Annotated in this window: 27 protein-coding genes and 2 pseudogenes; 7 read left to right on the top strand and 22 right to left on the bottom strand. The window is 54.0% G+C overall.

The features are described from left to right. Window positions 1-72: 72 nt before the first annotated feature. Both ACOTX5_RS13425 and ACOTX5_RS13430 read right to left on the bottom strand, forming a co-directional pair. Complete coding sequence (locus ACOTX5_RS13425; RefSeq protein ID WP_047727398.1) at window positions 73-1,257, bottom strand: MFS transporter; 1,185 nt, start codon at window positions 1,255-1,257, stop codon at window positions 73-75. Window positions 1,258-1,312: 55 nt separating this feature from the next. Beyond that, window positions 1,313-2,371 carry an alpha/beta hydrolase gene (locus ACOTX5_RS13430; RefSeq protein WP_223832645.1) on the bottom strand — a complete coding sequence of 353 codons (1,059 nt, stop codon included), beginning with the start codon at window positions 2,369-2,371 and terminating at the stop codon, window positions 1,313-1,315. 17 nt (window positions 2,372-2,388) lie between these two features. Here ACOTX5_RS13430 and ACOTX5_RS13435 point away from each other — a divergent pair, with 17 nt between their 5' ends. The 3 genes from ACOTX5_RS13435 (at window position 2,389) to ACOTX5_RS13445 (ending at window position 4,332) form a co-directional block, all read left to right on the top strand. Continuing rightward, window positions 2,389-3,216 (top strand): LysR family transcriptional regulator, encoded by an 828-nt coding sequence (locus ACOTX5_RS13435; protein ID WP_063438932.1) that lies wholly within the window; start codon window positions 2,389-2,391, stop codon window positions 3,214-3,216. An 85-nt stretch (window positions 3,217-3,301) separates the two neighbouring features. After that, window positions 3,302-3,979 carry a type A chloramphenicol O-acetyltransferase gene (gene catA / locus ACOTX5_RS13440; RefSeq protein WP_015570622.1) on the top strand — a complete coding sequence of 226 codons (678 nt, stop codon included), beginning with the start codon at window positions 3,302-3,304 and terminating at the stop codon, window positions 3,977-3,979. 38 nt (window positions 3,980-4,017) lie between these two features. Continuing rightward, entirely contained in the window at window positions 4,018-4,332 is a 315-nt protein-coding gene (locus tag ACOTX5_RS13445) for a hypothetical protein (RefSeq protein ID WP_045911687.1), read from the top strand. A gap of 114 nt (window positions 4,333-4,446) precedes the next feature. Here ACOTX5_RS13445 and ACOTX5_RS13450 read toward each other — a convergent pair whose 3' ends face one another. From ACOTX5_RS13450 to ACOTX5_RS13480, 7 genes and pseudogenes are all read right to left on the bottom strand, one after another. Further along, complete coding sequence (locus tag ACOTX5_RS13450; RefSeq protein WP_017384548.1) at window positions 4,447-4,758, bottom strand: YebG family protein; 312 nt, start codon at window positions 4,756-4,758, stop codon at window positions 4,447-4,449. A 109-nt stretch (window positions 4,759-4,867) separates the two neighbouring features. Then, window positions 4,868-5,482: a Tat proofreading chaperone DmsD gene (gene dmsD / locus ACOTX5_RS13455; RefSeq protein ID WP_017384547.1), complete on the bottom strand. Its 615-nt coding sequence runs from the start codon at window positions 5,480-5,482 to the stop codon at window positions 4,868-4,870. 44 nt (window positions 5,483-5,526) lie between these two features. Then, on the bottom strand, window positions 5,527-6,381 hold the full coding sequence (locus ACOTX5_RS13460) for a dimethyl sulfoxide reductase anchor subunit family protein (RefSeq protein ID WP_045911688.1): 855 nt from the start codon (window positions 6,379-6,381) through the stop codon (window positions 5,527-5,529). Between the two features lies 1 nt (window position 6,382). Further along, the gene (locus ACOTX5_RS13465; RefSeq protein WP_017384545.1) at window positions 6,383-7,000 is read right to left on the bottom strand and encodes a DMSO/selenate family reductase complex B subunit; all 618 of its coding nucleotides are present in this window, start codon (window positions 6,998-7,000) and stop codon (window positions 6,383-6,385) included. 10 nt (window positions 7,001-7,010) lie between these two features. Continuing rightward, a pseudogene (ynfE, locus tag ACOTX5_RS13470) lies at window positions 7,011-9,449 on the bottom strand (selenate/tellurate reductase subunit YnfE). Between the two features lie 130 nt (window positions 9,450-9,579). Then, a complete protein-coding gene (locus ACOTX5_RS13475; protein ID WP_045911696.1) occupies window positions 9,580-9,885 on the bottom strand; it encodes a DUF1161 domain-containing protein in 306 nt (101 codons plus the stop codon). 117 nt (window positions 9,886-10,002) lie between these two features. After that, entirely contained in the window at window positions 10,003-10,806 is an 804-nt protein-coding gene (locus ACOTX5_RS13480) for a glycosyltransferase family 25 protein (RefSeq protein WP_080340108.1), read from the bottom strand. Between the two features lie 88 nt (window positions 10,807-10,894). Between ACOTX5_RS13480 and ACOTX5_RS13485 the strand changes: the two genes are divergently transcribed. Beyond that, window positions 10,895-11,605, top strand: a complete 711-nt coding sequence (locus ACOTX5_RS13485; RefSeq protein WP_017384542.1) for a YnfC family lipoprotein — start codon at window positions 10,895-10,897, stop codon at window positions 11,603-11,605. A 17-nt stretch (window positions 11,606-11,622) separates the two neighbouring features. On the opposite strand, the gene speG is transcribed toward ACOTX5_RS13485, so the two are convergent. Together speG and ACOTX5_RS13495 are read right to left on the bottom strand one after the other, a co-directional pair. Then, the gene (gene speG / locus ACOTX5_RS13490; RefSeq protein WP_003857416.1) at window positions 11,623-12,183 is read right to left on the bottom strand and encodes a spermidine N1-acetyltransferase; all 561 of its coding nucleotides are present in this window, start codon (window positions 12,181-12,183) and stop codon (window positions 11,623-11,625) included. Next, complete coding sequence (locus tag ACOTX5_RS13495) at window positions 12,183-12,521, bottom strand: DUF1283 family protein (RefSeq protein ID WP_006808856.1); 339 nt, start codon at window positions 12,519-12,521, stop codon at window positions 12,183-12,185. The genes speG and ACOTX5_RS13495 overlap by 1 nt, the downstream gene beginning before the upstream one ends. 150 nt (window positions 12,522-12,671) lie before the next feature. Between ACOTX5_RS13495 and ACOTX5_RS13500 the strand changes: the two genes are divergently transcribed. The 3 genes from ACOTX5_RS13500 (at window position 12,672) to ACOTX5_RS13510 (ending at window position 15,358) form a co-directional block, all read left to right on the top strand. Next, entirely contained in the window at window positions 12,672-12,998 is a 327-nt protein-coding gene (locus ACOTX5_RS13500) for a YnfA family protein (protein WP_003857412.1), read from the top strand. 111 nt (window positions 12,999-13,109) lie between these two features. After that, window positions 13,110-14,324 (top strand): D-mannonate dehydratase ManD, encoded by a 1,215-nt coding sequence (manD, locus tag ACOTX5_RS13505; RefSeq protein ID WP_017384541.1) that lies wholly within the window; start codon window positions 13,110-13,112, stop codon window positions 14,322-14,324. Window positions 14,325-14,338: 14 nt separating this feature from the next. Continuing rightward, complete coding sequence (locus ACOTX5_RS13510) at window positions 14,339-15,358, top strand: Zn-dependent oxidoreductase (protein ID WP_023296536.1); 1,020 nt, start codon at window positions 14,339-14,341, stop codon at window positions 15,356-15,358. A gap of 204 nt (window positions 15,359-15,562) precedes the next feature. Here the strand turns inward: ACOTX5_RS13510 and ACOTX5_RS13515 are convergent, their stop codons facing one another. The 11 genes and pseudogenes from ACOTX5_RS13515 to ACOTX5_RS13565 all read right to left on the bottom strand — a co-directional run bounded on the left by ACOTX5_RS13515 (window position 15,563) and on the right by ACOTX5_RS13565 (window position 20,909). Next, a complete protein-coding gene (locus ACOTX5_RS13515) occupies window positions 15,563-16,849 on the bottom strand; it encodes a tyrosine-type recombinase/integrase (RefSeq protein WP_049133016.1) in 1,287 nt (428 codons plus the stop codon). Window positions 16,850-16,880: 31 nt separating this feature from the next. Beyond that, on the bottom strand, window positions 16,881-17,129 hold the full coding sequence (gene xisR, locus ACOTX5_RS13520; RefSeq protein ID WP_049133014.1) for an excisionase family protein: 249 nt from the start codon (window positions 17,127-17,129) through the stop codon (window positions 16,881-16,883). Window positions 17,130-17,243: 114 nt separating this feature from the next. Beyond that, a pseudogene (locus ACOTX5_RS13525) lies at window positions 17,244-17,516 on the bottom strand (DUF550 domain-containing protein); the annotation flags it as partial. A 57-nt stretch (window positions 17,517-17,573) separates the two neighbouring features. Continuing rightward, window positions 17,574-17,813 (bottom strand): DUF4222 domain-containing protein, encoded by a 240-nt coding sequence (locus ACOTX5_RS13530; protein ID WP_032608690.1) that lies wholly within the window; start codon window positions 17,811-17,813, stop codon window positions 17,574-17,576. After that, window positions 17,791-18,528: a hypothetical protein gene (locus ACOTX5_RS13535; RefSeq protein WP_234101330.1), complete on the bottom strand. Its 738-nt coding sequence runs from the start codon at window positions 18,526-18,528 to the stop codon at window positions 17,791-17,793. Before ACOTX5_RS13535 ends, ACOTX5_RS13530 begins: the two co-directional genes overlap by 23 nt. After that, window positions 18,525-18,743, bottom strand: a complete 219-nt coding sequence (locus ACOTX5_RS13540) for a TraR/DksA family transcriptional regulator (protein WP_108648033.1) — start codon at window positions 18,741-18,743, stop codon at window positions 18,525-18,527. The genes ACOTX5_RS13535 and ACOTX5_RS13540 overlap by 4 nt, the downstream gene beginning before the upstream one ends. Window positions 18,744-18,834: 91 nt before the next feature. Next, entirely contained in the window at window positions 18,835-19,026 is a 192-nt protein-coding gene (locus tag ACOTX5_RS13545) for a DUF1382 family protein (RefSeq protein ID WP_234101331.1), read from the bottom strand. After that, a complete protein-coding gene (locus ACOTX5_RS13550) occupies window positions 19,023-19,889 on the bottom strand; it encodes an MmcB family DNA repair protein (RefSeq protein ID WP_063945255.1) in 867 nt (288 codons plus the stop codon). The genes ACOTX5_RS13545 and ACOTX5_RS13550 overlap by 4 nt, the downstream gene beginning before the upstream one ends. Next, window positions 19,886-20,104, bottom strand: coding sequence for a hypothetical protein (locus ACOTX5_RS13555; RefSeq protein WP_063945256.1), 219 nt, complete (start codon window positions 20,102-20,104; stop codon window positions 19,886-19,888). Before ACOTX5_RS13555 ends, ACOTX5_RS13550 begins: the two co-directional genes overlap by 4 nt. Then, window positions 20,101-20,760, bottom strand: coding sequence for an MT-A70 family methyltransferase (locus tag ACOTX5_RS13560; protein WP_063945257.1), 660 nt, complete (start codon window positions 20,758-20,760; stop codon window positions 20,101-20,103). The genes ACOTX5_RS13555 and ACOTX5_RS13560 overlap by 4 nt, the downstream gene beginning before the upstream one ends. Next, window positions 20,757-20,909, bottom strand: a complete 153-nt coding sequence (locus ACOTX5_RS13565; RefSeq protein ID WP_006809793.1) for a DUF1317 family protein — start codon at window positions 20,907-20,909, stop codon at window positions 20,757-20,759. The genes ACOTX5_RS13560 and ACOTX5_RS13565 overlap by 4 nt, the downstream gene beginning before the upstream one ends. Between the last annotated feature and the right edge of the window lie 86 nt (window positions 20,910-20,995).

Genomic DNA, 20,995 nt, shown 5'->3' on the forward strand with positions numbered 1-20,995 from the left:
CTTAATTATTATTTCAACGGGAGGTGAGCGAGGTTTTGTAATTAAATAAAACAACCCTGTTAATATAATGCCTTATTTCCGATGGCGCGACGTCGTAAAAGTCAGCCCCCCTGCACTCAGGAGTAATATGCTGCTTAAAGCGAATGTGCTCTGCCAGCCAAAGGTATCAAACACCACGCCACCCGCCGTTGAGCCAAGCGCAATGGAGAGTTGGATCACCGCGACCATTAGCCCGCCGCCAGCCTCGGCATCTTCCGGTAACGTACGGGCTATCCACGTCCACCAGCCGGTGGGGGCCGCAGTTGCCAGCATTCCCCAGAAACCTAACAGCAGGGCCACGATCCACAGGCTGTCCCCGGTGAGCATTAATACCCCTGCAATCAGCGCCATAAGCAGCGGTATGGCCATTAAGGTGAGGTAAAACGCGGCATTCAGGACCAGCGCGACGATCAGCGTGCCGATGAAACCTGCGATACCGATAGTGAGCAGGATCAGCGATAAGCCGGAAGGACTGACGTGGGTGACGGTTTCGAGGAAGGGGCGCACATAGGTAAATAACGCAAACTGTCCCATGAAGAACAGGCCGCACGCCATCAGACCCACCGAAACCGCAGGCTGGTGGAGCAGGCGAAATACGCTTTTATGTGGCGACGGCCGCTGGTTCCCGCCCATGTTGGGCAGGCTAAAATATTGCCAGATGAACGCCACAATCGCCACGGGAACCAGGCAAAGAAACGCGCCGCGCCAGCCAATGGTCGAGCCGAGATAACTGCCCAGCGGGGCGGCGACCACCGTCGCCAGCGCGTTGCCGCCGTTAAAAATCGCCAGCGCACGAGAGACCTGATGCTGAGGCACCAGCCGAATGGCGGTGGCAGCAGACATCGACCAGAAACCGCCGATGGCGATGCCGATCAGCGCCCGGCCTGCCATATACATCAAAGCGTTTGGGGCGAAGGTGATAATGATCCCTGACAGCGCCATCAGGACGGTCATGCCTGAAAGAAGATGTTTGCGATTCATATTCCCGGCAAGCCGGGAAAGAAAAAGGCTGGTCAGGACAGCCAGCGCACCAGAGAGGGCGATCCCCTGGCCAGCCGTCCCCTCTGTCACCCCTAAATCTCTGGCGAGGGGCGTGAGCAGACTGACGGGCATAAATTCCGAGGCAATGAGGACAAAAACGCACAGGGTCATGGCAAAAATACCGCCCCAGTGTGCACGCTCAGCATCACGGGATGAGGTTTGATTCAGTGTGGACATAGGTGTAATTCACGGCGAAGAGAAGATAAGCCCCTGATTGCCGGGGCTAAGAGAATTAATCCAGACTGGTTTTGAAAAACTGCCCGAACTGCGCGAACGGGATTTTCCCTGCGACGTTATCGTAGAGATCAACGTGATTCGCACCGGGAACAATCACCAGTTCTTTCTGTTTGCTGCCGACAGCTTTAAACGCATCTTCCGCAAAATAACGTGAGTGCGCGTTTTCACCGGTCACAATCAGCGTTGGGATGGTGATCTCCCCGGCATAGCTCAGCAGCGGCATATTCATAAAGGACAACGGCATGGTCGCGGTCCATGCGCCGGTGGAGTTTACGGAACGGGCATGGAAGCCGCGCGGCATACGGTAGTAATCATAGAACTCTTTCAGTACCGGATGCGGATCGGCGGGCAATGCTTCCGGCAGAATACGCCCGGCCGCCGTTACCTTACCGTTTTCATCGACATAAATATCGTGGCCGCCATGGGCGAAGGTGCCGCTTTCAGCATCTTTCCAGCGTTGCGCGTTCAGATACTGCAACACGGCCCGGCGATCGGCCGCTGAATAACGATCTTTCCCGTCGCCCACGCCGTGACCCATCGCGCGGCTCATATCGTACATTACGCTGGTGGCTACCGCCTTCACGCGGGTATCCATGGATGCCGCGTTCAGCGCCATACCACCCCAGCCGCAGATCCCGAGAATGCCGATACGGTTACGGTCGACTTCTTTCTGTAATCCGAGGAAATCCACTGCGGCGCTAAAGTCTTCGGTGTTGATGTCAGGGGAGGCAACGTTACGCGGCTGGCCGCCGCTTTCACCCGTGTAGGATGGGTCGAAGGCCAGGGTCACGAACCCCTGTTCAGCCAGAGTCTGGGCGTAAAGACCACTGGATTGTTCTTTTACCGCACCGAACGGTCCACTGACGGCAATCGCCGCCAGCTTCTGGTCGCCGCTGTTCCTGGGAATGTACAGATCGCCGACCAGGGTGATCCCGTATCGGTTCTCGAACGTCACCTTGCGGTGGTCGACTTTATTGCTCTCGGCGAAGGTCTTATCCCAGGTTGTCACCATCGAAACGGGGGCGGCAGGATTTCGTGTTTCTGCATAACTCATTGTTGTCACTCCACTTAATGATGCGCATAGCAGCAGCGCAACGGGTCGGGCTGGCACAATCCGGGATCAGTCGATCGGTTCGCGAGCTGGAAGAGCGGCTGGGCGTTCGGCTTCTGGTGCGTACAACGCGCAAACTGTCGCTGACCCACGCCGGGGAGCAACTTTACCAGACCGCTGGTTCAGCCTTTGATGCGCTCGATACCGGGCTGACCAGACTGGCGCATTACCGCCAGACGCCATCCGGCACGGTGCGCATTAATGCCAGCCAGCACGCCATCGAAAAATGCCTGCTGCCAAAGCTCGCTATCTTCAAACAGCGTTACCCGGATATCCGTCTGGAATTGATGAATGAGAGCCGGTTCGTGGATATCATTGCCGAGCGATTCGACGCGGGCGTCCGGCTTGGGCCGGAGGTGGGACAAGGAATGATTGCCGTGCGCATCACGCCCGATATGGAGATGGCTGTGGTTGCCGCTCCGGCGCATTTTCGGCGCTATGGTTTCCCGCAGACGCCCGCCGATCTGGATGCTCATCCCTGCATTGCCTACCAGTTTGCCGACGGTAACCACTATCAATGGGAGCTTGTTCAGGACGGGAAGCATGTTACTCACCGCCCGGAGGGACAATGGGCCTTTTCCGACAGCTACATGGAGGCCGAAGCGGCCCGGCTGGGACTCGGGCTGGCCTATGTCCCGGTTGAGCTGGTGGCTGACGATCTGGAGCGTGGCACGCTTATACGCGTCTTACAGCGCTACAGCCTGCGGATGGACGGACTGTACCTCTATTATCCACACCGCAACGTATCCCCGGCGCTGAGAGCGGTGATTGATACGCTGAAAATTTAGGGTGCCTCTTCGCTACGGTCTATACAGCCCCTACGTTTGTGATACGCTACTATTTTATATAGCGCAGCTCAACTAAGGCTCTGAAATGACAAAAATAATGCCAGAATATACGGTAGTTGACTTATCACGTTGGGCAAGAAAGGAACACTTTGAAGTATTTCAGGGCTTTGCTCAATCTACATTTAACCAAACGGTTCAGCTGGACATTACCGTGCTGCTAAAGCATATCAAAGAGGTTGGCTGGAAATTTTATCCTGCGATTATTTCCCTTATTTCTGACGTCGTAAACCGGCATCCGGAATTCCGTATGGCCATGAAGGATGATGAACTTGTAATATGGAATGAGGTTCATCCAAGCTATACCCTTTTCCATAAAGAAACGGAGACATTTTCATCGTTATGGAGTCATTACGATGGAAATATTCACCATTTTCAGCGCGTTTATGCAGAAGATGTTGCCCGCTATGGCAATATCCTTGCTTACTGGCCTAAAGAAGAGTCCCGGGAGAATATATTCTTCATATCGGATATTCCGTGGGTCAGCTTTAGCAGTTTCAACGTCAACGTCGCTAACATGCGGAATTTTTTTGCGCCCATGTTCACGTTTGGAAAATACTATAACCAGGATGGAAAGGTCTTGTTGCCTTTCGCCGTTCAGGTCCATCATTCTGTCTGTGACGGTTTCCATGTGGCCAGGCTGATCAACGAGTTACAAGAGTTGTGTGATAATTTACCGCACCATTCAGAGGCGCTCAACGTGTGATTCACGTGTTTTTAACATACCCCTGACGAGGGGAAATAATGGAACCGAATTTTACGCCAGAACAGATTGAAATGATTAACCGCATTGTTTTCGAGCAGATCGAGATCATGCATGAGAAAGTAGTTGAAATAATCGCAGATACAGAGACGGTGGCGCATCAGCGCCTGAAGGATAACGGGATCACTACGACAGATTTCTATCCTGCAAATAAAAACTTCCTGATGATGACCCTTGTACAGGATCTGATAGATAAAGTGCACGGGGGCGATAAGGACCTGGCCAAAACAATGATAACCATGGAAGCAAAAAGGCTGAATATCAGCGTAAACGTTGAGGCGGACAAATCAAGATAACAGGACGTATTTTCAGGGTTACGGTTGATGAATATAAGGTTCAGCCGACCTTAATAAAGCCGCGAGCCGTTTCCGGCCCGCGGCGGCAGGACAGGTGATGAGACGTTCTGACAATCAGGCGGCTTTGACGGCCCGGATTTTTTTGCTGCTGTCCGCATCTGATGCTGTTTTATCCGTTTCAGCATTGAGCTCGGGAAGCTTGCTGGTACGCAGGATATGCTGCACGGACTCTTTCTGCTCGGCGAGATAAAGACCTAGGTTCTCCGCCTGCGTTTCATCCATCTGCATTCCGCTTTGCAACAGCCAGTCGGTAAACGCTTCTGCCATATCGAGCAGCTTGTCGTGAGCGTCAGCCTCTTTCTTACTGGCAAATGTCATTTTTTCTTCACCTTTTCGTACGACAACAAATTTTGTTTCAACAGCCATTGTGCACCCCTTTATACTGTAATTATATACAGTATAGCAGTTGTGACGTTGTGTTGCAGCAAAAATGTGCGAGCCTGGCCTGCACAACGGGTGGACAAGCCAGGTGCTGTTATCGGTACAGCGTTTTTTCGACAATCGGGATCAGCAAAGTGGACTGCCATTCCGCCAGCGTCAGCTGGGCAAGTTTACCCAGCGCGGTGTAGAACGGATGGGCCGCGTTTTCAACGAATACGCTAAGGAAACGCGTGCTCCATGGCAGCAGATGCCAGGCAAGAAGCTGGTCGCGTTCTGTTTCGCGACCGTTCTCGGCAAGCCATGCCGCCAGCATCAGCAACGTTCCGAAATGATCTTCGGGCTCATTCTGTTGCATCTCAAAGGCGATATGGTTTTCACGCATCCACTGACGCAACGCGAGGGTCGAATCGCCAAACAGCACGGACTCGCGATCAAGCCAGACCGAGCCCCACGGGGGGGCGGGCAGGGCATACGGGCCAATAAACAGACGCTGCCAGGCGTCTTTCAACGCTTCATCCGATGGGGTCTTAAACATACTGGCGACAGGCAGCAGATTTTCCTCCGCCAGCGGCCAGTCCTGAACCCAGTCACCTGCGGTCAGGGCACTCACCAGCGGCGCGGTCTGCTCGCTGTCTGGAGCGAAATAAAACAGCGCGCCCAGTACCCGGGCGCTGAACGCGAACGATTCGCGGTGTGAGACGTCATTCATTACAACTTTCCTTACTTGCGCGCGGGTAGCCCCGCGCACCTGTGTTAACCTGCAATTGCTAACCCTGCGGTCATATGCAGACCATAAAATAGCCCACGGCCAATCAGTTCACCCAGCGCCACCAGCACGACACCTGCAAACAGGCCGAGCGTTTTTGGCTCCTGACGACGAATCAGCGGGCAGATCCAGCAGCCTAAACCCGCCGCCAGCAACGCGATGCGCCATACCTGAAGCGAACCATAATCCGTAAGCAGGGCGTTAGCCTGCTGGATGGAACTCTGTATTGTCCCCAGCGTATTGCTTTGCAACACGATGACCGCCACGCAGACGATAAGTGCCAGTGCGCTGACTGACGCGGCAAGAGTACCTTTGAATGTCACGTTTGCGACGCGCAGCAGCAGCGCGGCCAGCAGAGGACCAGCCAGAACCATCGTCAGGAAGAAGCTCAGCGTGGTGTAACCCGTATACCAGGTCGGGACAGTCTCAATCTGATAGACCCGGGTCATCGCCCAGACAAAAACGATGCCCAGGATCTGGCTGACAACCAGCCAGATTTTGCCCAAAGCTGGGGGCATTTTACCGATAACCGACACCAGCCACCAGAAACCGCCCACGGCAAAGAAGATCGAACCCGCCGCGATCTCATTACTCAGCGCTGACGCGCCCACGCGGTTAAGCGAGTTGAAGGCACGCAGCGGGGAGCCAAGATGCAGTACCGAGGCCATAAACCCAATACCCATTACCAGCCAGAGAAAAAACAGGCTGCGCACGATGCGCATGCTGGCCTTGTCATCATTTTCCTTAAGCCAGACGAAGCCCATCACGATTAACGCGCCGGCCACGCACTGCCCGAAAACGGTGAAGATCACCAGCGGCCATTCATGCCATCCACTTCCCATCTCACACCTCCTTCGGGTTTGCCAGGTAGCCGGTGGTGTCACCCGTCGGACGGCTGTTGGCGTTAGGTTTAATCACAATACTCGGCTTCGTGAAGTGCGCAGACGGCAGCGGCGCGACGGCAGCAAGCTGACCGTGTTTTTTGCGCAGCTCCTCAATCGGGCCAAAGTCCAGCGCGCGCAGCGGGCAGGATTCGACGCAGATGGGCTTTTTGCCGTCCGCCACGCGGCTGTGGCAGCCGTCGCACTTGGTCATGTGGCCTTTGGCGGCATTGTACTGCGGCGCGCCGTACGGGCAGGCCATGTGGCAGTAGCGACAGCCGATGCAGACATCCTCGTCCACCACCACAAAACCGTCGTCGCGCTTGTGCATTGCCCCGCTCGGGCAGACCTTGGTGCAGGCCGGATCTTCGCAGTGGTTGCAGGCAATCGACAGGTAATAGGCGAAGACATTCTGATGCCAGACGCCGTTGTCCTCCTGCCAGTCGCCGCCCGCGTATTCATAAATACGCCGGAAGCTGACGTCCGGGGTCAGGTCTTTGTAATCCTTGCAGGCCAGCTCGCAGGTTTTACACCCGGTGCAGCGGCTGGAATCAATAAAAAATCCATACTGGGTAGTCATCGGTTAATCCTTATGCCTTCTCGATCTGCACCAGGTTCGTGTGCTGCGGGTTGCCTTTCGCCAGCGGTGACGGGCGGTGCGTGGTCAGGGTATTGATGCAGGAGCCGTGATCGACACGATCGCCGTTCATGTTGGCGTCATGCCAGGCGCCCTGGCCCATCGCGCTTACGCCGGGCATGATGCGCGGGGTGACTTACGCGGCAATACGCACTTCGCCGCGGTCGTTGAAGACGCGCACCATATCCCCGTTTTTGATTCCACGTTGCTCCGCATCCACAGGGTTAAGCCACACCTCCTGGCGACAGGCGGCCTGGAGCACATCCACGTTGCCGTAGCTGGAGTGGGTACGGGCTTTAAAGTGGAAACCGAACAGTTGCAGCGGGAACTTGCTGCGCTCGGGCGCGTCCCAGCCTTCAAAGGTTGAGGTATAGACCGGCAGCGGGGTGATGGTCTCGTCTTTTTGCAGTTCCCAGGTTGCCGCAATATCCGCCAGCTTGCTGGAGTAGATCTCGATTTTGCCCGACGGGGTTTTCAGCGGATTGGCATCCGGATCGTCACGGAATTTTTTATAGGCCACGAAATGTCCGTTAGGATCTTTGCGCTTATAAATACCCATTTTTTTCAGCGCGTCGTAGGACGGCAGCAGCGGATCTTTGGCGACCATTTTGGCGTACAGGTAGCGCAGCCACTGCTCCTGCGTACGGCCTTCAGTGAATTTCTGATGGATATCCGGTCCGAGGCGTTTCGCCACTTCACTCATGATCCAGTAGATGGGCTTGCGCTCGAACTTCGGGGCGGTAACCGGCTGGAGAAAAATCAGGTATCCCATGTTGCCGGCGTAATCGTTGGGAATGATATCTTCCTGCTCGACGGTCATCAGATCCGGCAGAACAATATCGGCATACTTCGCGGACGAGGTCATAAAGTTGTCGATGACGACGATCGTTTCGCACTTGCTCTCATCCTGCAAAATGTCGTGAGTTTTGTTGATATCGGAGTGCTGGTTGATGATGGTATTACCCGCGTAGTTCCAGATGAACTTGATCGGCACATCGAGCTTATCTTTGCCGCGTACGCCGTCGCGCAGGGCGGTCATCTCCGGTCCACGGGCAATGGCATCCGTCCAGCTGAAGCAGGAGATTTGCGTTTTCACCGGATTTTCCGGCAGCGGCATGCGTTCGATGGTGATGGTGTAGGTCGATTCGCGCGCGCCGCTGTTGCCGCCGTTAATGCCGACGTTGCCGGTCAGGATCGGCAGTATGGCGATGGCGCGGGACGTTTGCTCCCCGTTAGCCTGACGCTGTGGGCCCCAGCCCTGGCAAATGTAGGCCGGTTTCGCCGAACCGATTTCACGGGCCAGCTTAATGATGCGATCGGCAGGGATGCCCGTTATGCGAGACGCCCACTCAGGGGTTTTCGCGGTTTTGTCATCACCCTGGCCGAGAATATAGGCTTTGTAATGACCATTAGCCGGTGCGCCTTCCGGCAGGGTTTTTTCGTCATAACCCACGCAGTATTTATCGAGGAAAGGTTGATCGACCAGATTTTCATTAATCAGCACCCACGCAATACCTGCCACCAGCGCGGCATCGGTGCCCGGACGAATCGGGATCCACTCGTCTTCACGCCCTGCGGCAGTGTCGGTATAGCGCGGATCGATAACGATCATCTGCGCGTTAGACCGTTCGCGCGCCTGCTCAAGGTAGTAAGTGATCCCGCCGCCGCTCATGCGCGTTTCCGCCGGATTATTGCCGAACATCACGACCAGTTTGGTGTTTTCGATATCCGATGTGCTGTTGCCGTCGTTGCTGCCGTAGGTGTAGGGCATTGCGCAGGCGATCTGCGCGGTGCTGTAGGTGCCGTAGTGGCTGAGGAAGCCGCCGTAGCAGTTCATCAGGCGCGCGACCAGCGAGGCATAAGGGGAGGATCGGGTGATGTTGCCGCCTACAATTCCGGAGGAGTAGTTAATGTAGACCGCTTCGTTGCCGTATTTTTCGACCACGCTTTTCAGGCTCGCGGCGATGGTGTCCAGCGCTTCTTCCCAGGTGATACGCTCAAACTTGCCTTCTCCGCGTTTGCCCACGCGTTTCATCGGATAGTTCAGACGGTCTGGGTGATTAATGCGACGGCGAATTGAACGGCCTCGCAGACAGGCGCGAACCTGATGGTTGCCGTAAATATCCTCGCCGGTATTATCCGTTTCAACCCAGTAGACTTCGTCATCGCGAACGTGCAGACGTAGCGCGCAGCGGCTACCGCAGTTTACCGAGCAGGCGCCCCAGACAACTTTGTCTTCTGCGGGCTGAATAGCGGACTGCACAGCGGCGGCGGCGCTTTTCAGACCAAAAGGTAATGCGATCCCACCGGCGGCAAGCGCAAGGGATCCTATGGCAGTAGATTTAACCAGAGTTCGACGGCTTATACCGCCGTGATGTTCAACTTCGGACATAACTCACCCCATCATTGTTAATAATTATTTTCACCCGTGACTACAACCGGGCTAATGATGGGGGGAGTGTTACTTATTTAGAGGTATTAAATATTAATCCTCGTCAAATCAGGGGAATTGAGTGGGAAAATCATTGCGGCTCAGCGGGCGCATTCTCTTGCGTACCTGCGCCGCTCACCGGGTAGTTGCCGCTACTGGTGCGGGTGTACAAAATTTTGAAAGTATCGTTGGCACAATGCCCAACGACCTGCGCATCCGGCTGATTGGCCTGATCGTTCGGGACGATGTTCAGGGTAAAGCCAGACTCCGGTACGCCGTTGTTGATAATCTTCTGCTGAATGTCGCTTTTCACGCGCTCGCAGGAGTCCGGGGCCGCAAGAAGAGCGGGTGAAGCACTCATTAACAGCAGGGCGGTAATCCAGGGTAACCGTTTCATCTGTAGCTCCTTTTCACTGTGTAGACTGTAAGCATAGCAGGGTTAGGGTAAGCTTTTGTTTTTGGACCTGTCTTTCTGAATTGTCCTGGAGCCGTAATCATGTTGAAGAAGGTTAGATTACCCTTTGCCCTGATCGATTATTTGATTCAATAAAGGAGTTATGGCTCTTCGATAACGGTGGCGAAGCTTTGCAGCTAACGGCCTTTCCCGCATAAGTAAATTCCAAATTTTTTTCTTTTTGGCATCCAGCATGGCATCACCTTTTGATTCATTAATTGTTGAAACATTGGCTTCTTCGGAAAGGCGTACTGGATAAGGTACTATAGAGTGAATTTTAGCCAGTGATAGGTCTTCGAATAAACTCCATTTATCGGCAACCATCCATACAGGATAAAGGTTATCCAGAAGGCTTCTAGCAGCTTTTTGATTGATAATGTATGCATGAGTAGTCGTGGCATGCTGAGTCTTATGTATATTATATGAGCCGAAAATGTGTTTGAACGGTTTTTTGTAATATTTATTGACCCGACTCAGAAGAAGAATCTCAGGTTTTGTTTTGCTGAGCGTAACGCTATTAAGTATCTCACGCAGATCGCTGTTTAGTACAACATCATCCTCAAGGATAAGAGCGGCGTCGATATTTTCATCTATTATTCTTTTGTATATTTTTTGATGGCTTAATGCACAACCCACTTCTCCCGGGAGAAAAGCATAATTTGTCTCCCGTGTGACATTTCTTAGTTCAGTTTCAGTCATTTTTCGACCATCTACTGCTTCAATAAACTCGTATGCAATGTTCAATTCGGACAATTGACATTCCATTTTCGCACGACGTTCGAGCGAGTGTTTGAGATTGACTATAAAAGTTCTCATCCTTTTAGCGTTCCTTAAAGACTTAATAGCTGGGCCAAATTCATACATTTTACCAGTATTCGAACCAATTCAACATCGCTACCATACTATTTGCTACTATGAGTGCCACAATCCTTTCATTCTTTTGGTAAATGATGTGAATAAATACGCAGCGATAACGCTACTGGCAACGGTACTGGTGGGATGCGACAACAACACCGCGCCGCTGTCATTTACGCCGGAGATGGCGAGTTTTTCGAACGAGTTTGACTTTGATCCTCTGCGCGGGCCGGTGAAGGATTTTACCCAGACGCTGTTCAACGATAAGGGTGAAGTCTCTAAACGTGTGACCGGCACGATGTCAACGGAAGGGTGTTTCGATACGCTTGAACTGCACGATCTCGACGCTAATACGGGCGTTGCGCTGGTGCTGGATGCTAACTACTACGTCGATGCGGAAACCCAGCAGCAGAAGGTAAAGTTGCAGGGAAAATGTCAGCTGGCGGAACTGCCGTCTGCCGGCCTGACGTGGGACACCGACGATAACGGGTTTGTGGTTGCCGCGCACAGCAAAGAGATGGAAGTGAAGTACCAGTATGACGCCGACGGCTACCCGCTGGGTAAAACTACGGTTTCCGGCGACAAGCGTTTATCGGTCAAGTCGGTGCCGTCGAAAGATCTGCGCAAGCGCATGGATTATACGGCGGTAAGCCTGTTGAACGATAAACCGATGGGCAATGTAAAGCAGAGCTGTGATTACGATCGCCATAATAACCCGGTGAGCTGTGAGCTGGTGATCACCGATGACAGCGTCAAACCTGCCGTTGAGCACAAGTACACCATCAAAAACAGCATTGAATATTATTGAGAATAAAACCGCGCAGGTTACTGCGCGGTGGGTTTAAGCAGGCTGGCGGAGGAGGACTTATGCCCGGCCAGATGCTGATGCTGGAAAATGCACATGCGGATGGTGTTACGGTATTCGCCGTTAATAAAGAACTCATGGATCAGTTCACCTTCCACCATAAAGCCCAGCTTACGGTAGATATGAATCGCTTTTTCGTTCTCTTTGTCGACGATAAGGTAAAGCTTGTAGAGATTCAGGACGTTAAACCCGTAATCCATCGCCAGCTTTGCCGCCCGCGACGCAAGACCTTTCCCCTGGTGCTCCGGTGAAATAATGATCTGAAATTCCGCTCGACGGTGAACGTGGTTGATCTCAACCAGTTCAACCAGCCCGGCTTTCTCACCTTCGCACTCCACCACAAACCGGCGTTCACTCTGATCGTGGATATGCTTGTCGTAGAGATCGGACAGCTCGACAAACGCCTCATAAGGCTCTTCAAACCAGTAGCGCATCACGCTGGCATTGTTGTCGAGCTGGTGAACAAAGCGTAAATCTTCGCGCTCCAGCGGACGGAGCTTAACGTCACACGGCGTCGACATTACGGTGCTACCGTGCGGCCAGTGCGACGATCCAGACAGCGCAGGGTGTTAGGCTCCCAATAGGCGTTGACGTTGGCACTTTGCTGGCATTTGTCGCGGGCATCAAACGCGACGTCTTCTTTATCCCACTCTTTTTCCACGCGCTTATTCACTTTCTGACGCAGGCTGCGGGTGTCATTCCATTGTTCTTTGTCCATGGCGGCGTTCTGCCGGCTTTGCGCGCTGTCACCAGACTCAATGATGAGTTTGCTGGTTTCGGCTGATGCCGTTGCGGCGAAGGCGAACGATGACAGCGCCAGTACGGCTGTCAGACAAAGGCGTTTGCTTAATGTAGTCATAGCGTTTCCTTTAAACGGGTGCAGACAATCGGATTACCCCGTTGGATTCTACACCAATCCGAAAGGGTGTCATACGCGCGCGGCAGGTATGGGAACGATGTGAACATTATCGCGTATGATGTCTAAATCAATCCTCACGAAACGAGAAAAATGTTCAAAACGACGCTGCTTTTTTTCGCGACCGCGCTGTGCGAAATCATCGGATGCTTTTTGCCGTGGCTCTGGCTAAAGCGGGGCGCTTCCGCGCTGCTGCTGATCCCGGCGGGTGTGTCCCTGGCCCTTTTTGTCTGGCTGCTCACCCTGCATCCGGCCGCCAGCGGGAGGGTATATGCGGCCTACGGCGGAGTGTACGTCTGTACCGCGCTGCTGTGGCTGCGCGTTGTCGATGGCGTCAGGCTAAGCCTGTATGACTGGGCAGGCGCGCTGATTGCCCTGTGCGGCATGTTGATCATCGTGGCCGGTTGGGGACGCGCATAAGCGTCCTTATAGTGTGATCGCCCGCTGATTTTACGATCATTATACTTGTATGGTAGTAGTGTAGTTGCGTAAATTTCCTGCATCACAACGAGCGATGTAAGGAAATGGATTATGAAGATTGTCGGGGCTGAAGTATTTGTCACCTGCCCGGGGCGTAACTTTGTCACCCTTAAAATCACCACCGATGAGGGCATTGTCGGCCTGGGTGATGCCACGCTGAACGGACGTGAACTTTCCGTTGCCTCCTACCTGAAAGATCACCTGTGCCCTCAGTTGATTGGCCGCGATGCGCACCGCATCGAAGATATCTGGCAGTTCTTCTATAAAGGCGCTTACTGGCGTCGTGGTCCGGTCACCATGTCAGCGATTTCTGCCGTGGATATGGCGCTGTGGGACATTAAGGCGAAAGCCGCGAACATGCCGCTCTATCAGCTTCTGGGCGGAGCCTCCCGGGAAGGGGTGATGGTTTATTGTCACACCACCGGGCACACCATTGACGACGTGCTGGAAGATTATGCCCGTCATAAAGAGATGGGCTTCAAGGCAATTCGCGTGCAGTGCGGCGTGCCGGGAATGAAAACCACCTACGGCATGGCAAAAGGAAAAGGGCTGGCGTATGAGCCAGCGACCAAGGGCGCCTGGCCGGAAGAGCAGCTGTGGTCCACTGAAAAATACCTCGACTTCACGCCGAAACTGTTCGACGCAGTGCGCAGTCAGTTCGGCTTCAATGAACATCTCCTTCACGACATGCACCACCGTCTGACGCCCATCGAAGCGGCGCGATTCGGCAAAAGCATTGAAGAGTACCGTCTGTTCTGGATGGAAGATCCGACTCCCGCTGAAAACCAGGAGTGTTTCCGCCTGATCCGCCAGCACACCGTCACGCCAATTGCGGTGGGGGAAGTGTTCAACAGCATCTGGGACTGCAAGCAGCTGATTGAAGAGCAGCTCATTGACTATATCCGCGCCACCATAACCCATGCGGGCGGCATCACCGGGATGCGTCGCATTGCGGACTTTGCCTCACTTTATCAGGTGCGTACCGGCTCACACGGCCCGTCGGATCTGTCGCCGATTTGCCACGCCGCGGCGCTGCATTTTGACCTGTGGGTACCGAACTTTGGCGTGCAAGAGTATATGGGGTATTCGGAGCAGATGCTGGAAGTGTTCCCGCACAGCTGGCGCTTCGATAACGGCTATATGCACCCGGGCGACAAGCCAGGGCTGGGCATTGAGTTTGATGAGAAGCTGGCGGCGAAATACCCGTACGATCCGGCTTATCTGCCGGTGGCTCGTCTGGAAGACGGCACCCTCTGGAACTGGTAAACGAGGAGCGAATGATGAAAAGCGTAGTGATCCAACAGCCGGATGTGCTGGTGATTGAAGAGCGTCCTCTCCCGTTGCCGGGCGCAGGCGACGTCCGCGTCAAAATTAAGCTCGCCGGTATTTGCGGTTCAGACAGCCATATCTATCGCGGGCATAACCCGTTTGCAAAATACCCGCGGGTAATCGGTCACGAGTTCTTTGGCGAAATAGACGCGGTTGGCGAAGGCGTGGAGGGCACCCGACTGGGCCAGCGCGTTTCGGTTGATCCGGTGATCAGCTGCGGGCACTGCTACCCGTGTTCCGTTGGAAAACCGAACGTTTGTACTTCGCTGGTGGTGCTGGGCGTCCACCGTGACGGCGGCTTCAGCGAATACGCCGTGGTGCCGGCGAAAAATGCCTGGCGCATTCCGGATGCGATCCCTGACCACCACGCGGTGATGGTTGAGCCATTCACCATTGCCGCCAACGTGACGGGGCAGGCGAAACCCACCGAACAGGATGTGGCGCTGATTTACGGCGCAGGCCCGATGGGGCTGGTCACCGTGCAGGCGCTGAAGGGCGTTTACAAGGTGAAGCAGGTCATCGTGGTGGATCGCATTGATGAGCGGCTGGAGATGGCGCAACGCAGCGGCGCAGACTGGGTCTTCAACAACGGCGAGCATTCTTTACAGGCCGCGCTGGATGAAAAAGGCATCAAGCCGACGTTAATCATCGATGCTGCCTGTCATCCGTCCATTTTACAGGAAGCGATTACGCTGGCGTCTCCGGCGGCGCGCATCGTGCTGATGGGCTTCTCCAGCGACCCGAGCCAGATTGTGCAGCAGGGGATCACCGGCAAAGAGCTGTCGATCTTCTCTTCGCGCCTGAATGCCAACAAATTCCCGGTGGTCATTGACTGGCTGGAAAAAGGGCTGATCGACCCTGAAAAACTGGTCACCCATACATTTGACTATCACCACGTTACAGACGCCATCGAACTGTTTGAAAAAGACCAGCGGCAGTGCTGCAAAGTCTTGCTCACGTTCGACCAATAATAATTCACGCGGTTAAGAGCCTGCGAAGACAGGCTCTCAGTGGTACGCATCTTACCTTGCAGAGATAGCCATTATGACTCAAGCACAACCTCAAAGAAGTACGTCAGATCTGGTGAAAGCCGCCGTATCTGGCTGGCTGGGCACCGCCCTGGAGTTTATGGATTTTCAGCGCTACAATTGGTATGTATAGGATATACTAAGATATTATGCAGCAGGCCTGTTGCTGTGGGGCATCGTTGGGGCAAAGTCGCTTAATTTTGAGCTCAACAATGCTATCTGGTCCAGGTTGTTTTCCTCCATCCACTTTCCGTAAACCTGAAAAACCATTTGAGCATCGGCATGGCCCATCTGGTTAGCAATGAAGTTCGGGTTTGCTCCTGCCGAAAGTGACCAGCATGCATAGGTGTGTCTCGACTGATAAGATTTCCGGTGGCGAAGCCCGGCTCTTTTCATCGCTGCATCCCACGAATTCCCTATGGAATTGATGGAGAAGTGCTTGCCGTAATTCCCGGCCCTGGCTGTCAGCGACGGCAGGAAGACGAACGTGCACTTACTGAATTCTTTCTTTCCGTACTCCCTCAGCTTAACGGCTACGTTATGCTCCTGAGAGAGGCGGGTCATTTCATACTGGCTTTTGAACGCCTCGAGTGCAGGCTCGATCAGGTGCACAACCCGGTTAGTGCCAGCATTGGTTTTCGGCAGAGTGAATATCCCTTTCTGAGTCAGGCTCCTTCTTACTGTGAGAGTCCCCGCCTTTAAGTCCACATCCTCCCAGGCAAGCCCGCATAGTTCACCCGGCCGCAATCCGGTGTAAACGGCGATAGCCCAAAGATTTTTACTCTGCTGATGATGGCAGGCGTCTATCAGGCGTGGGAATTCTTCTCTGGTGATAGGATCAGGATCCGGGCGTGACTCTCGCAGTGGTGCAATTCCCGTCATCGGTGACCTTGAGATATACCCGTTTTCAACTGCAAACTGGAATATGCCAAACAGCACGGTCATATAGTTGTTCACCGTGACAGAGGATCGACCCCTCTTTGCCGTTTTATGTCCCTTCTTCATGACCTGATAACCGGTCAGCAATTCCTTTCTAACTTCCAGCATGCTCTCTTTTGTTATTGAAGAAAGAAGGGCGCCATGGCCAATGATAGCCATGACATTAGCAATCACGCGAGCATAAGTATTTAGCGATGATTCAGCCACCTCCATTTCTTTCAAAGCGAGCCACCTTCCAGCAAGCTCTCCGATCGTCACCTCCTGCCTTGATTCTCCAAAGCGTTGTAGGTTTTTAGAGTTAGGAAACTGAGACGAATAGATGAAGGTGCCGGTCTTGATCGCATAGCATATTGATGTGCGAAGCTCGCCAGCAACCTTCCTGTTTTTCGGTGTGTCCGGAACACCAAGGCCTTCCCTGACCCTGACCCCTTTATAGGTAAACCACAGCCGCAATGTGCCGCCGTGGTTCTCAACCCCGGTTGGATATTTAGACATGCCTTTTCCTCTCTGTTAAAGGTATGGCTATTTAAGCAGATTTCTGGCGGGGGATCGCCGGGCGCTGACGCTCTACCCAGTTATCGACCTCGTGGCGGTTATAGAGGATAGGGGAGTTATCCTTCGGCTGGCAGTCGCCGGAGTAGTGCTTGTACTCGCGCCCCTCCATCCATGACAGGGTGCGGGCTGACTTAATCGCGTTCTTTGTCAGGCCGGTCAGCGCGATCAGCAACTCCTCAGAAACCCATTTGTTTGGTACCAGATGAATAATGTCGCTCATGGTTTTCTCCAGGCAAAAAGAAGCCGCCCGTAGGCGGCAATAACATCAAGGGATGTGAGGCGGTGCATTCGCACCCAATAGCCAGCTCATAACTGGCTATCAGTTGCGTCACGGTTTGATGTGGAGGCGTGGCTCGCCGTCTTTCGGCTCCGGCCACTGGCGCGCCATATTCACCTTCAGCTTTTCTTCCAGCGCCGCGGTGATTTGCTCATCGGTGATACCGGCGCGCCGCTGCGCGTCCCATAGCAGGAACTGCATATCAGCCCATTCGCTGAGGTCGCCGGGATCGGCGGCAGCTTCCAGCGCTTCTTTAGAAAGGTGTTTCAGCGGTCCGATAGGGCCGACATTACCGAAGGTCTTTTCTGACCATTCAGCGTGGCGCCGCCGGATCAGGTTTCTGGTGAACTGTGATTTCTTCGATTCGTAAGGTTTCACGCTCTCTCCTCATGCCGCACGCTGGGCGCGCAGCTTCTTCAGGTGTTCTGCTGTTTCGATTTCTTCGGCGATCCGCTCGGCCTGTGCTTTGGTGAGCGGCTCGAATTCATGCTGAAAGCGGCCCATGCTGGCAATGCAGGTGCGACCGTTGCGGATGTAGTGGATGACTTCGTGGGTAGTTCGGAGAATTTTGCATGGCGCGCCGTGGGGATCGGCGTACCAGGTATTAGGCTGGATTATCCTGAACATTGGGCACCACCTTAAATTCGATAACCCAGACCCATGGGTTGGCCTTCCAACTCTCCTCGCCGTAGATTGATTCCCACAGGTACTTAAATGCGCCTGTTGCCGTTGGTCTTCCGGTCATATTGTGGCCTGCAATGCAGTCGTAACAGTCCTGTGAGTCAGCAAGTGCATCCATGTCGATGCCTTCCGCTTCTGCATCCGTTTCACTGATGCCATTCAAGCGCTCAATCCGTACACCGGTAATCTCCAGCAGAATGCGACAGGCTGCGCGAGGCATGTGGATAGATGGTTTCCAGCACGAACGGCCATCTTCATAGCCATCGTCATCACCCCAGGTAAAATCCCCGTCTGCTGCGTAGATAGCGTGACCAGAGTAGAAACCATTACCAAACGGCATTTCGTTAATGGCTGTGGCAGGACGATCAGGACTCCATGGCTGAATGCGACCGTCTTCATCCAGTTCATGACTCACTACGCCCCACGTTTCCCGCACCCAGATGCGATCGCCAACCAGACCGAAAGGACAATTACTGGCAAGACTGTGCCCTGGAATTGCAGGAACAGATTTCATGCTCTGGACCCATCCAGCACCGTATACCTCATAAAAACTACCATTGAGGACAGGCTGTACCTTCATAATCCTGCGCGTCTGCGTCTTCCGGCCGTTGAGGATGGCACGCACCATCTCGCCATTAAAAATCATTCCGCGCTCTTTCACTGGATCCCCCTTTGCTTATTCCTCAATTCGATAACACCCTGGCACTCCGCACACGTTTGGCAGCCGGGAACGGCAGCGCGCCGCGGAGCCGGGATGTCTTCCCCGCATTCGGCGCAATGCTCAGCCGATACGGCGTTTCTGTTCAAACGGTGAGCGGAAAGGGCCGCGTTACGCTGAAGCTCTTCAATCTCTGCTGCGGTATCGATGATGTCCATGGTCAATACTCCCGGAACTGTCGGTTAATTCGGTTGAAGGTGAACGCCAGCAATAAAAAAGGAGCCTTAAGCTCCTGAGTGATTAGTTCCTTCATGCTTCACCGCCTTCATTCTTCTCGGCTTCGACGGCCATCTGCTCAAGCCGTCGCGATAACTCGGCGGCCAGCGTCTGGAATTCTTCCTCGGTCGCCACCGGGATCGGCACAAAGCGAATCCCGATGTGCGCCAGGTGGTTGGCAATTTCGATGCTTTTTCTCAAATCAACGGGCGAGGCTTTGTTCATGCGGCGTTCTCCCCGGGTAATGGTTTCAGACCATCATTCAGCGTGCGCTCAAGGTTGGACAATATTCCTCGCAACCTCTTTACCTCTTCATCCTCTGTCAGTCGGCGCGTTGCTTCCCATAGCGTCCTTGTCAGTACATAGATAGGGACATTCGGGTCGAGGCCAAGCGCTTTCGCCAGATCTTGCTGAGCGTCGGTTAACCTTTCCTCAGATTCCTCCCGGCGCTTACGTCGGCGTTGCAACTCCTCTTCACTTTCCTGGCGCAGGTTCTTCAGCCTTTCATCGTTATCCCTAATGTGCTGCTCAAGGCGCTCCTTTGATCGATGTGCTCGGCAAACAAGATCGGCGATTTCGTTGCCATGTCGCTTCATTAGTTTTTGGTCGCTGAGGTAGGTGTTGATTACGCGGCTTTTTATTTGGGTTCTCTCTGCCTGCCGGGTCATGCCGTCCATAAGCAGCTTCATCCAGGCATCGCGAGGAAGGGTATCAATCTGGCGCATGGTCGGCCCCTTGAGGGTATGCCATCCAGATTCCTTCCGGATCATCAAGCCACAACCATCTGGAATGTCGCTTTTCTTGAGCATGCCTTCAGGAACAGCAAAAACAACGCCGCCTGCGTAGTTGAAGTATTTGGTGTATTTGCCTGCTGTAACGTCAGCACGGAAATCACTTACGCTTACTTTTACCTCATAGACGACAGGGCAGAATTTGCTGTAGCTGTGAGCAATAGAGTAGACATCCGGTCGACACGTACCGGCGGGCCCTAGCTGCATGTCCTCCCAGCAGATGCGCGCTGTGTTCTGGCGCAAATGCTCTGCAAGGTCATGAGCAAGCTCGTTATGACCCCATTTTTTTGTTGTCATTGTTCGGCTCCAAATCGCCCGTTAAGGCGGCCAGTTTTGACGACGAACTCCAGAAGGATAACTCCCAGAGCTTCAATTTTCTTGTGATGCTTGTTGATGATGGGTGGCACCGTTTCGTTCCAGTTAGGCTTTGTCTTCTTGCGCATGGCCTGCTGGATTTCCTCGGTGCACCGGCGGCAGGCGGCGCGGATGGCGTTTTCATTTGCTGGCGTCATGCTGCCTCCGTTTTCATAACATCGATGGCGCAGCCAGGCAGTAGTTCTACCGCGGCGGTAGCGCACTGATTTCCCCAGTGATCCCAGCCCGGCGCTGCGCTACGGCTAAATAACTCAATGCGCGGCACATCGCCGTATAGCAGTTCCAGCCGGTGGCGCACTTCCCACGGCTTTTCGCTGTGCGCGCCGAGCGGGCTGTAGACAACCTGCTTAATCCCGGCGTGCTTTCGTTCCAGCCCGGCGCCGCGGGTAGCAATCAGCAGATCTTCGGTATTGGCCCGGGTGTGGTTGCCGCCGTTCATGCGCGTCTCGGCGTTAAGCAGATCGAGGAAGTCGTAAAAGTCGGTTACTTCACCCTCGGCCAGCGCCTTATTGATGCGCAGTTCGGCATTCTGATTCAGCTTCACCCAGGTAAACCCTTTCATCGTGCGAACGGTAAAACCCCAGGCCTCGGCCAGTTCGATTGCCTCCTGGTTATGCGTTCCGGTGTACCACATCGCCAGCACCGAGTTTTCGGCGGCAATTTCCCACACTGGAAGGCGCTTGATGTCGATTAACCTCATGGTGGAGTAGTGATCGGCGGCGGCGCCGTTACTGATTGTATTGCCGTAAGACCAAGGGGGATCGACATACAGAAGTGAGTATTTCGCTGTCATGCCGCCTCCTGCCTTTCCCGATATTCCTCAGCGAGCCGCTGCGCCTTTAATGGATTGCTGACAACTTCACCCCATGGCATTAGCCAGCCGTTACCAATGAAGGGAAGGCACAGTGTGCCAACCCTGATGTCGTCGTGAGCGTGAGTCATTAGTCACTCCTTGAAGCACCGCCAAGACCTTTGCGGTTGTCATTCAGATATGGATCACATGGCCTGTAAGTCGATGGTTTTGCCGG

It is taken from the genome of Enterobacter cloacae complex sp. IR5441 (assembly GCF_049238215.1).
Classification (GTDB): Bacteria; Pseudomonadota; Gammaproteobacteria; order Enterobacterales; family Enterobacteriaceae; genus Enterobacter; species Enterobacter hormaechei_C.

What these genes read in the sequence shown, in the direction of transcription:
- ACOTX5_RS13425 (WP_047727398.1), bottom strand. Translation starts at nt 1,257, where the DNA reads ATGTCCACACTGAATCAAACCTCATCCCGTGATGCTGAGCGTGCACAC.
- ACOTX5_RS13430 (WP_223832645.1), bottom strand. Translation starts at nt 2,371, where the DNA reads ATGAGTTATGCAGAAACACGAAATCCTGCCGCCCCCGTTTCGATGGTG.
- ACOTX5_RS13435 (WP_063438932.1), top strand. Translation starts at nt 2,389, where the DNA reads ATGATGCGCATAGCAGCAGCGCAACGGGTCGGGCTGGCACAATCCGGG.
- catA (WP_015570622.1), top strand. Translation starts at nt 3,302, where the DNA reads ATGACAAAAATAATGCCAGAATATACGGTAGTTGACTTATCACGTTGG.
- ACOTX5_RS13445 (WP_045911687.1), top strand. Translation starts at nt 4,018, where the DNA reads ATGGAACCGAATTTTACGCCAGAACAGATTGAAATGATTAACCGCATT.
- ACOTX5_RS13450 (WP_017384548.1), bottom strand. Translation starts at nt 4,758, where the DNA reads ATGGCTGTTGAAACAAAATTTGTTGTCGTACGAAAAGGTGAAGAAAAA.
- dmsD (WP_017384547.1), bottom strand. Translation starts at nt 5,482, where the DNA reads ATGAATGACGTCTCACACCGCGAATCGTTCGCGTTCAGCGCCCGGGTA.
- ACOTX5_RS13460 (WP_045911688.1), bottom strand. Translation starts at nt 6,381, where the DNA reads ATGGGAAGTGGATGGCATGAATGGCCGCTGGTGATCTTCACCGTTTTC.
- ACOTX5_RS13465 (WP_017384545.1), bottom strand. Translation starts at nt 7,000, where the DNA reads ATGACTACCCAGTATGGATTTTTTATTGATTCCAGCCGCTGCACCGGG.
- ACOTX5_RS13475 (WP_045911696.1), bottom strand. Translation starts at nt 9,885, where the DNA reads ATGAAACGGTTACCCTGGATTACCGCCCTGCTGTTAATGAGTGCTTCA.
- ACOTX5_RS13480 (WP_080340108.1), bottom strand. Translation starts at nt 10,806, where the DNA reads ATGTATGAATTTGGCCCAGCTATTAAGTCTTTAAGGAACGCTAAAAGG.
- speG (WP_003857416.1), bottom strand. Translation starts at nt 12,183, where the DNA reads ATGTCGACGCCGTGTGACGTTAAGCTCCGTCCGCTGGAGCGCGAAGAT.
- ACOTX5_RS13495 (WP_006808856.1), bottom strand. Translation starts at nt 12,521, where the DNA reads ATGACTACATTAAGCAAACGCCTTTGTCTGACAGCCGTACTGGCGCTG.
- ACOTX5_RS13500 (WP_003857412.1), top strand. Translation starts at nt 12,672, where the DNA reads ATGTTCAAAACGACGCTGCTTTTTTTCGCGACCGCGCTGTGCGAAATC.
- manD (WP_017384541.1), top strand. Translation starts at nt 13,110, where the DNA reads ATGAAGATTGTCGGGGCTGAAGTATTTGTCACCTGCCCGGGGCGTAAC.
- ACOTX5_RS13510 (WP_023296536.1), top strand. Translation starts at nt 14,339, where the DNA reads ATGAAAAGCGTAGTGATCCAACAGCCGGATGTGCTGGTGATTGAAGAG.
- ACOTX5_RS13515 (WP_049133016.1), bottom strand. Translation starts at nt 16,849, where the DNA reads ATGTCTAAATATCCAACCGGGGTTGAGAACCACGGCGGCACATTGCGG.
- xisR (WP_049133014.1), bottom strand. Translation starts at nt 17,129, where the DNA reads ATGAGCGACATTATTCATCTGGTACCAAACAAATGGGTTTCTGAGGAG.
- ACOTX5_RS13530 (WP_032608690.1), bottom strand. Translation starts at nt 17,813, where the DNA reads ATGTTCAGGATAATCCAGCCTAATACCTGGTACGCCGATCCCCACGGC.
- ACOTX5_RS13540 (WP_108648033.1), bottom strand. Translation starts at nt 18,743, where the DNA reads ATGGACATCATCGATACCGCAGCAGAGATTGAAGAGCTTCAGCGTAAC.
- ACOTX5_RS13545 (WP_234101331.1), bottom strand. Translation starts at nt 19,026, where the DNA reads ATGAACAAAGCCTCGCCCGTTGATTTGAGAAAAAGCATCGAAATTGCC.
- ACOTX5_RS13550 (WP_063945255.1), bottom strand. Translation starts at nt 19,889, where the DNA reads ATGACAACAAAAAAATGGGGTCATAACGAGCTTGCTCATGACCTTGCA.
- ACOTX5_RS13555 (WP_063945256.1), bottom strand. Translation starts at nt 20,104, where the DNA reads ATGACGCCAGCAAATGAAAACGCCATCCGCGCCGCCTGCCGCCGGTGC.
- ACOTX5_RS13560 (WP_063945257.1), bottom strand. Translation starts at nt 20,760, where the DNA reads ATGACAGCGAAATACTCACTTCTGTATGTCGATCCCCCTTGGTCTTAC.
- ACOTX5_RS13565 (WP_006809793.1), bottom strand. Translation starts at nt 20,909, where the DNA reads ATGACTCACGCTCACGACGACATCAGGGTTGGCACACTGTGCCTTCCC.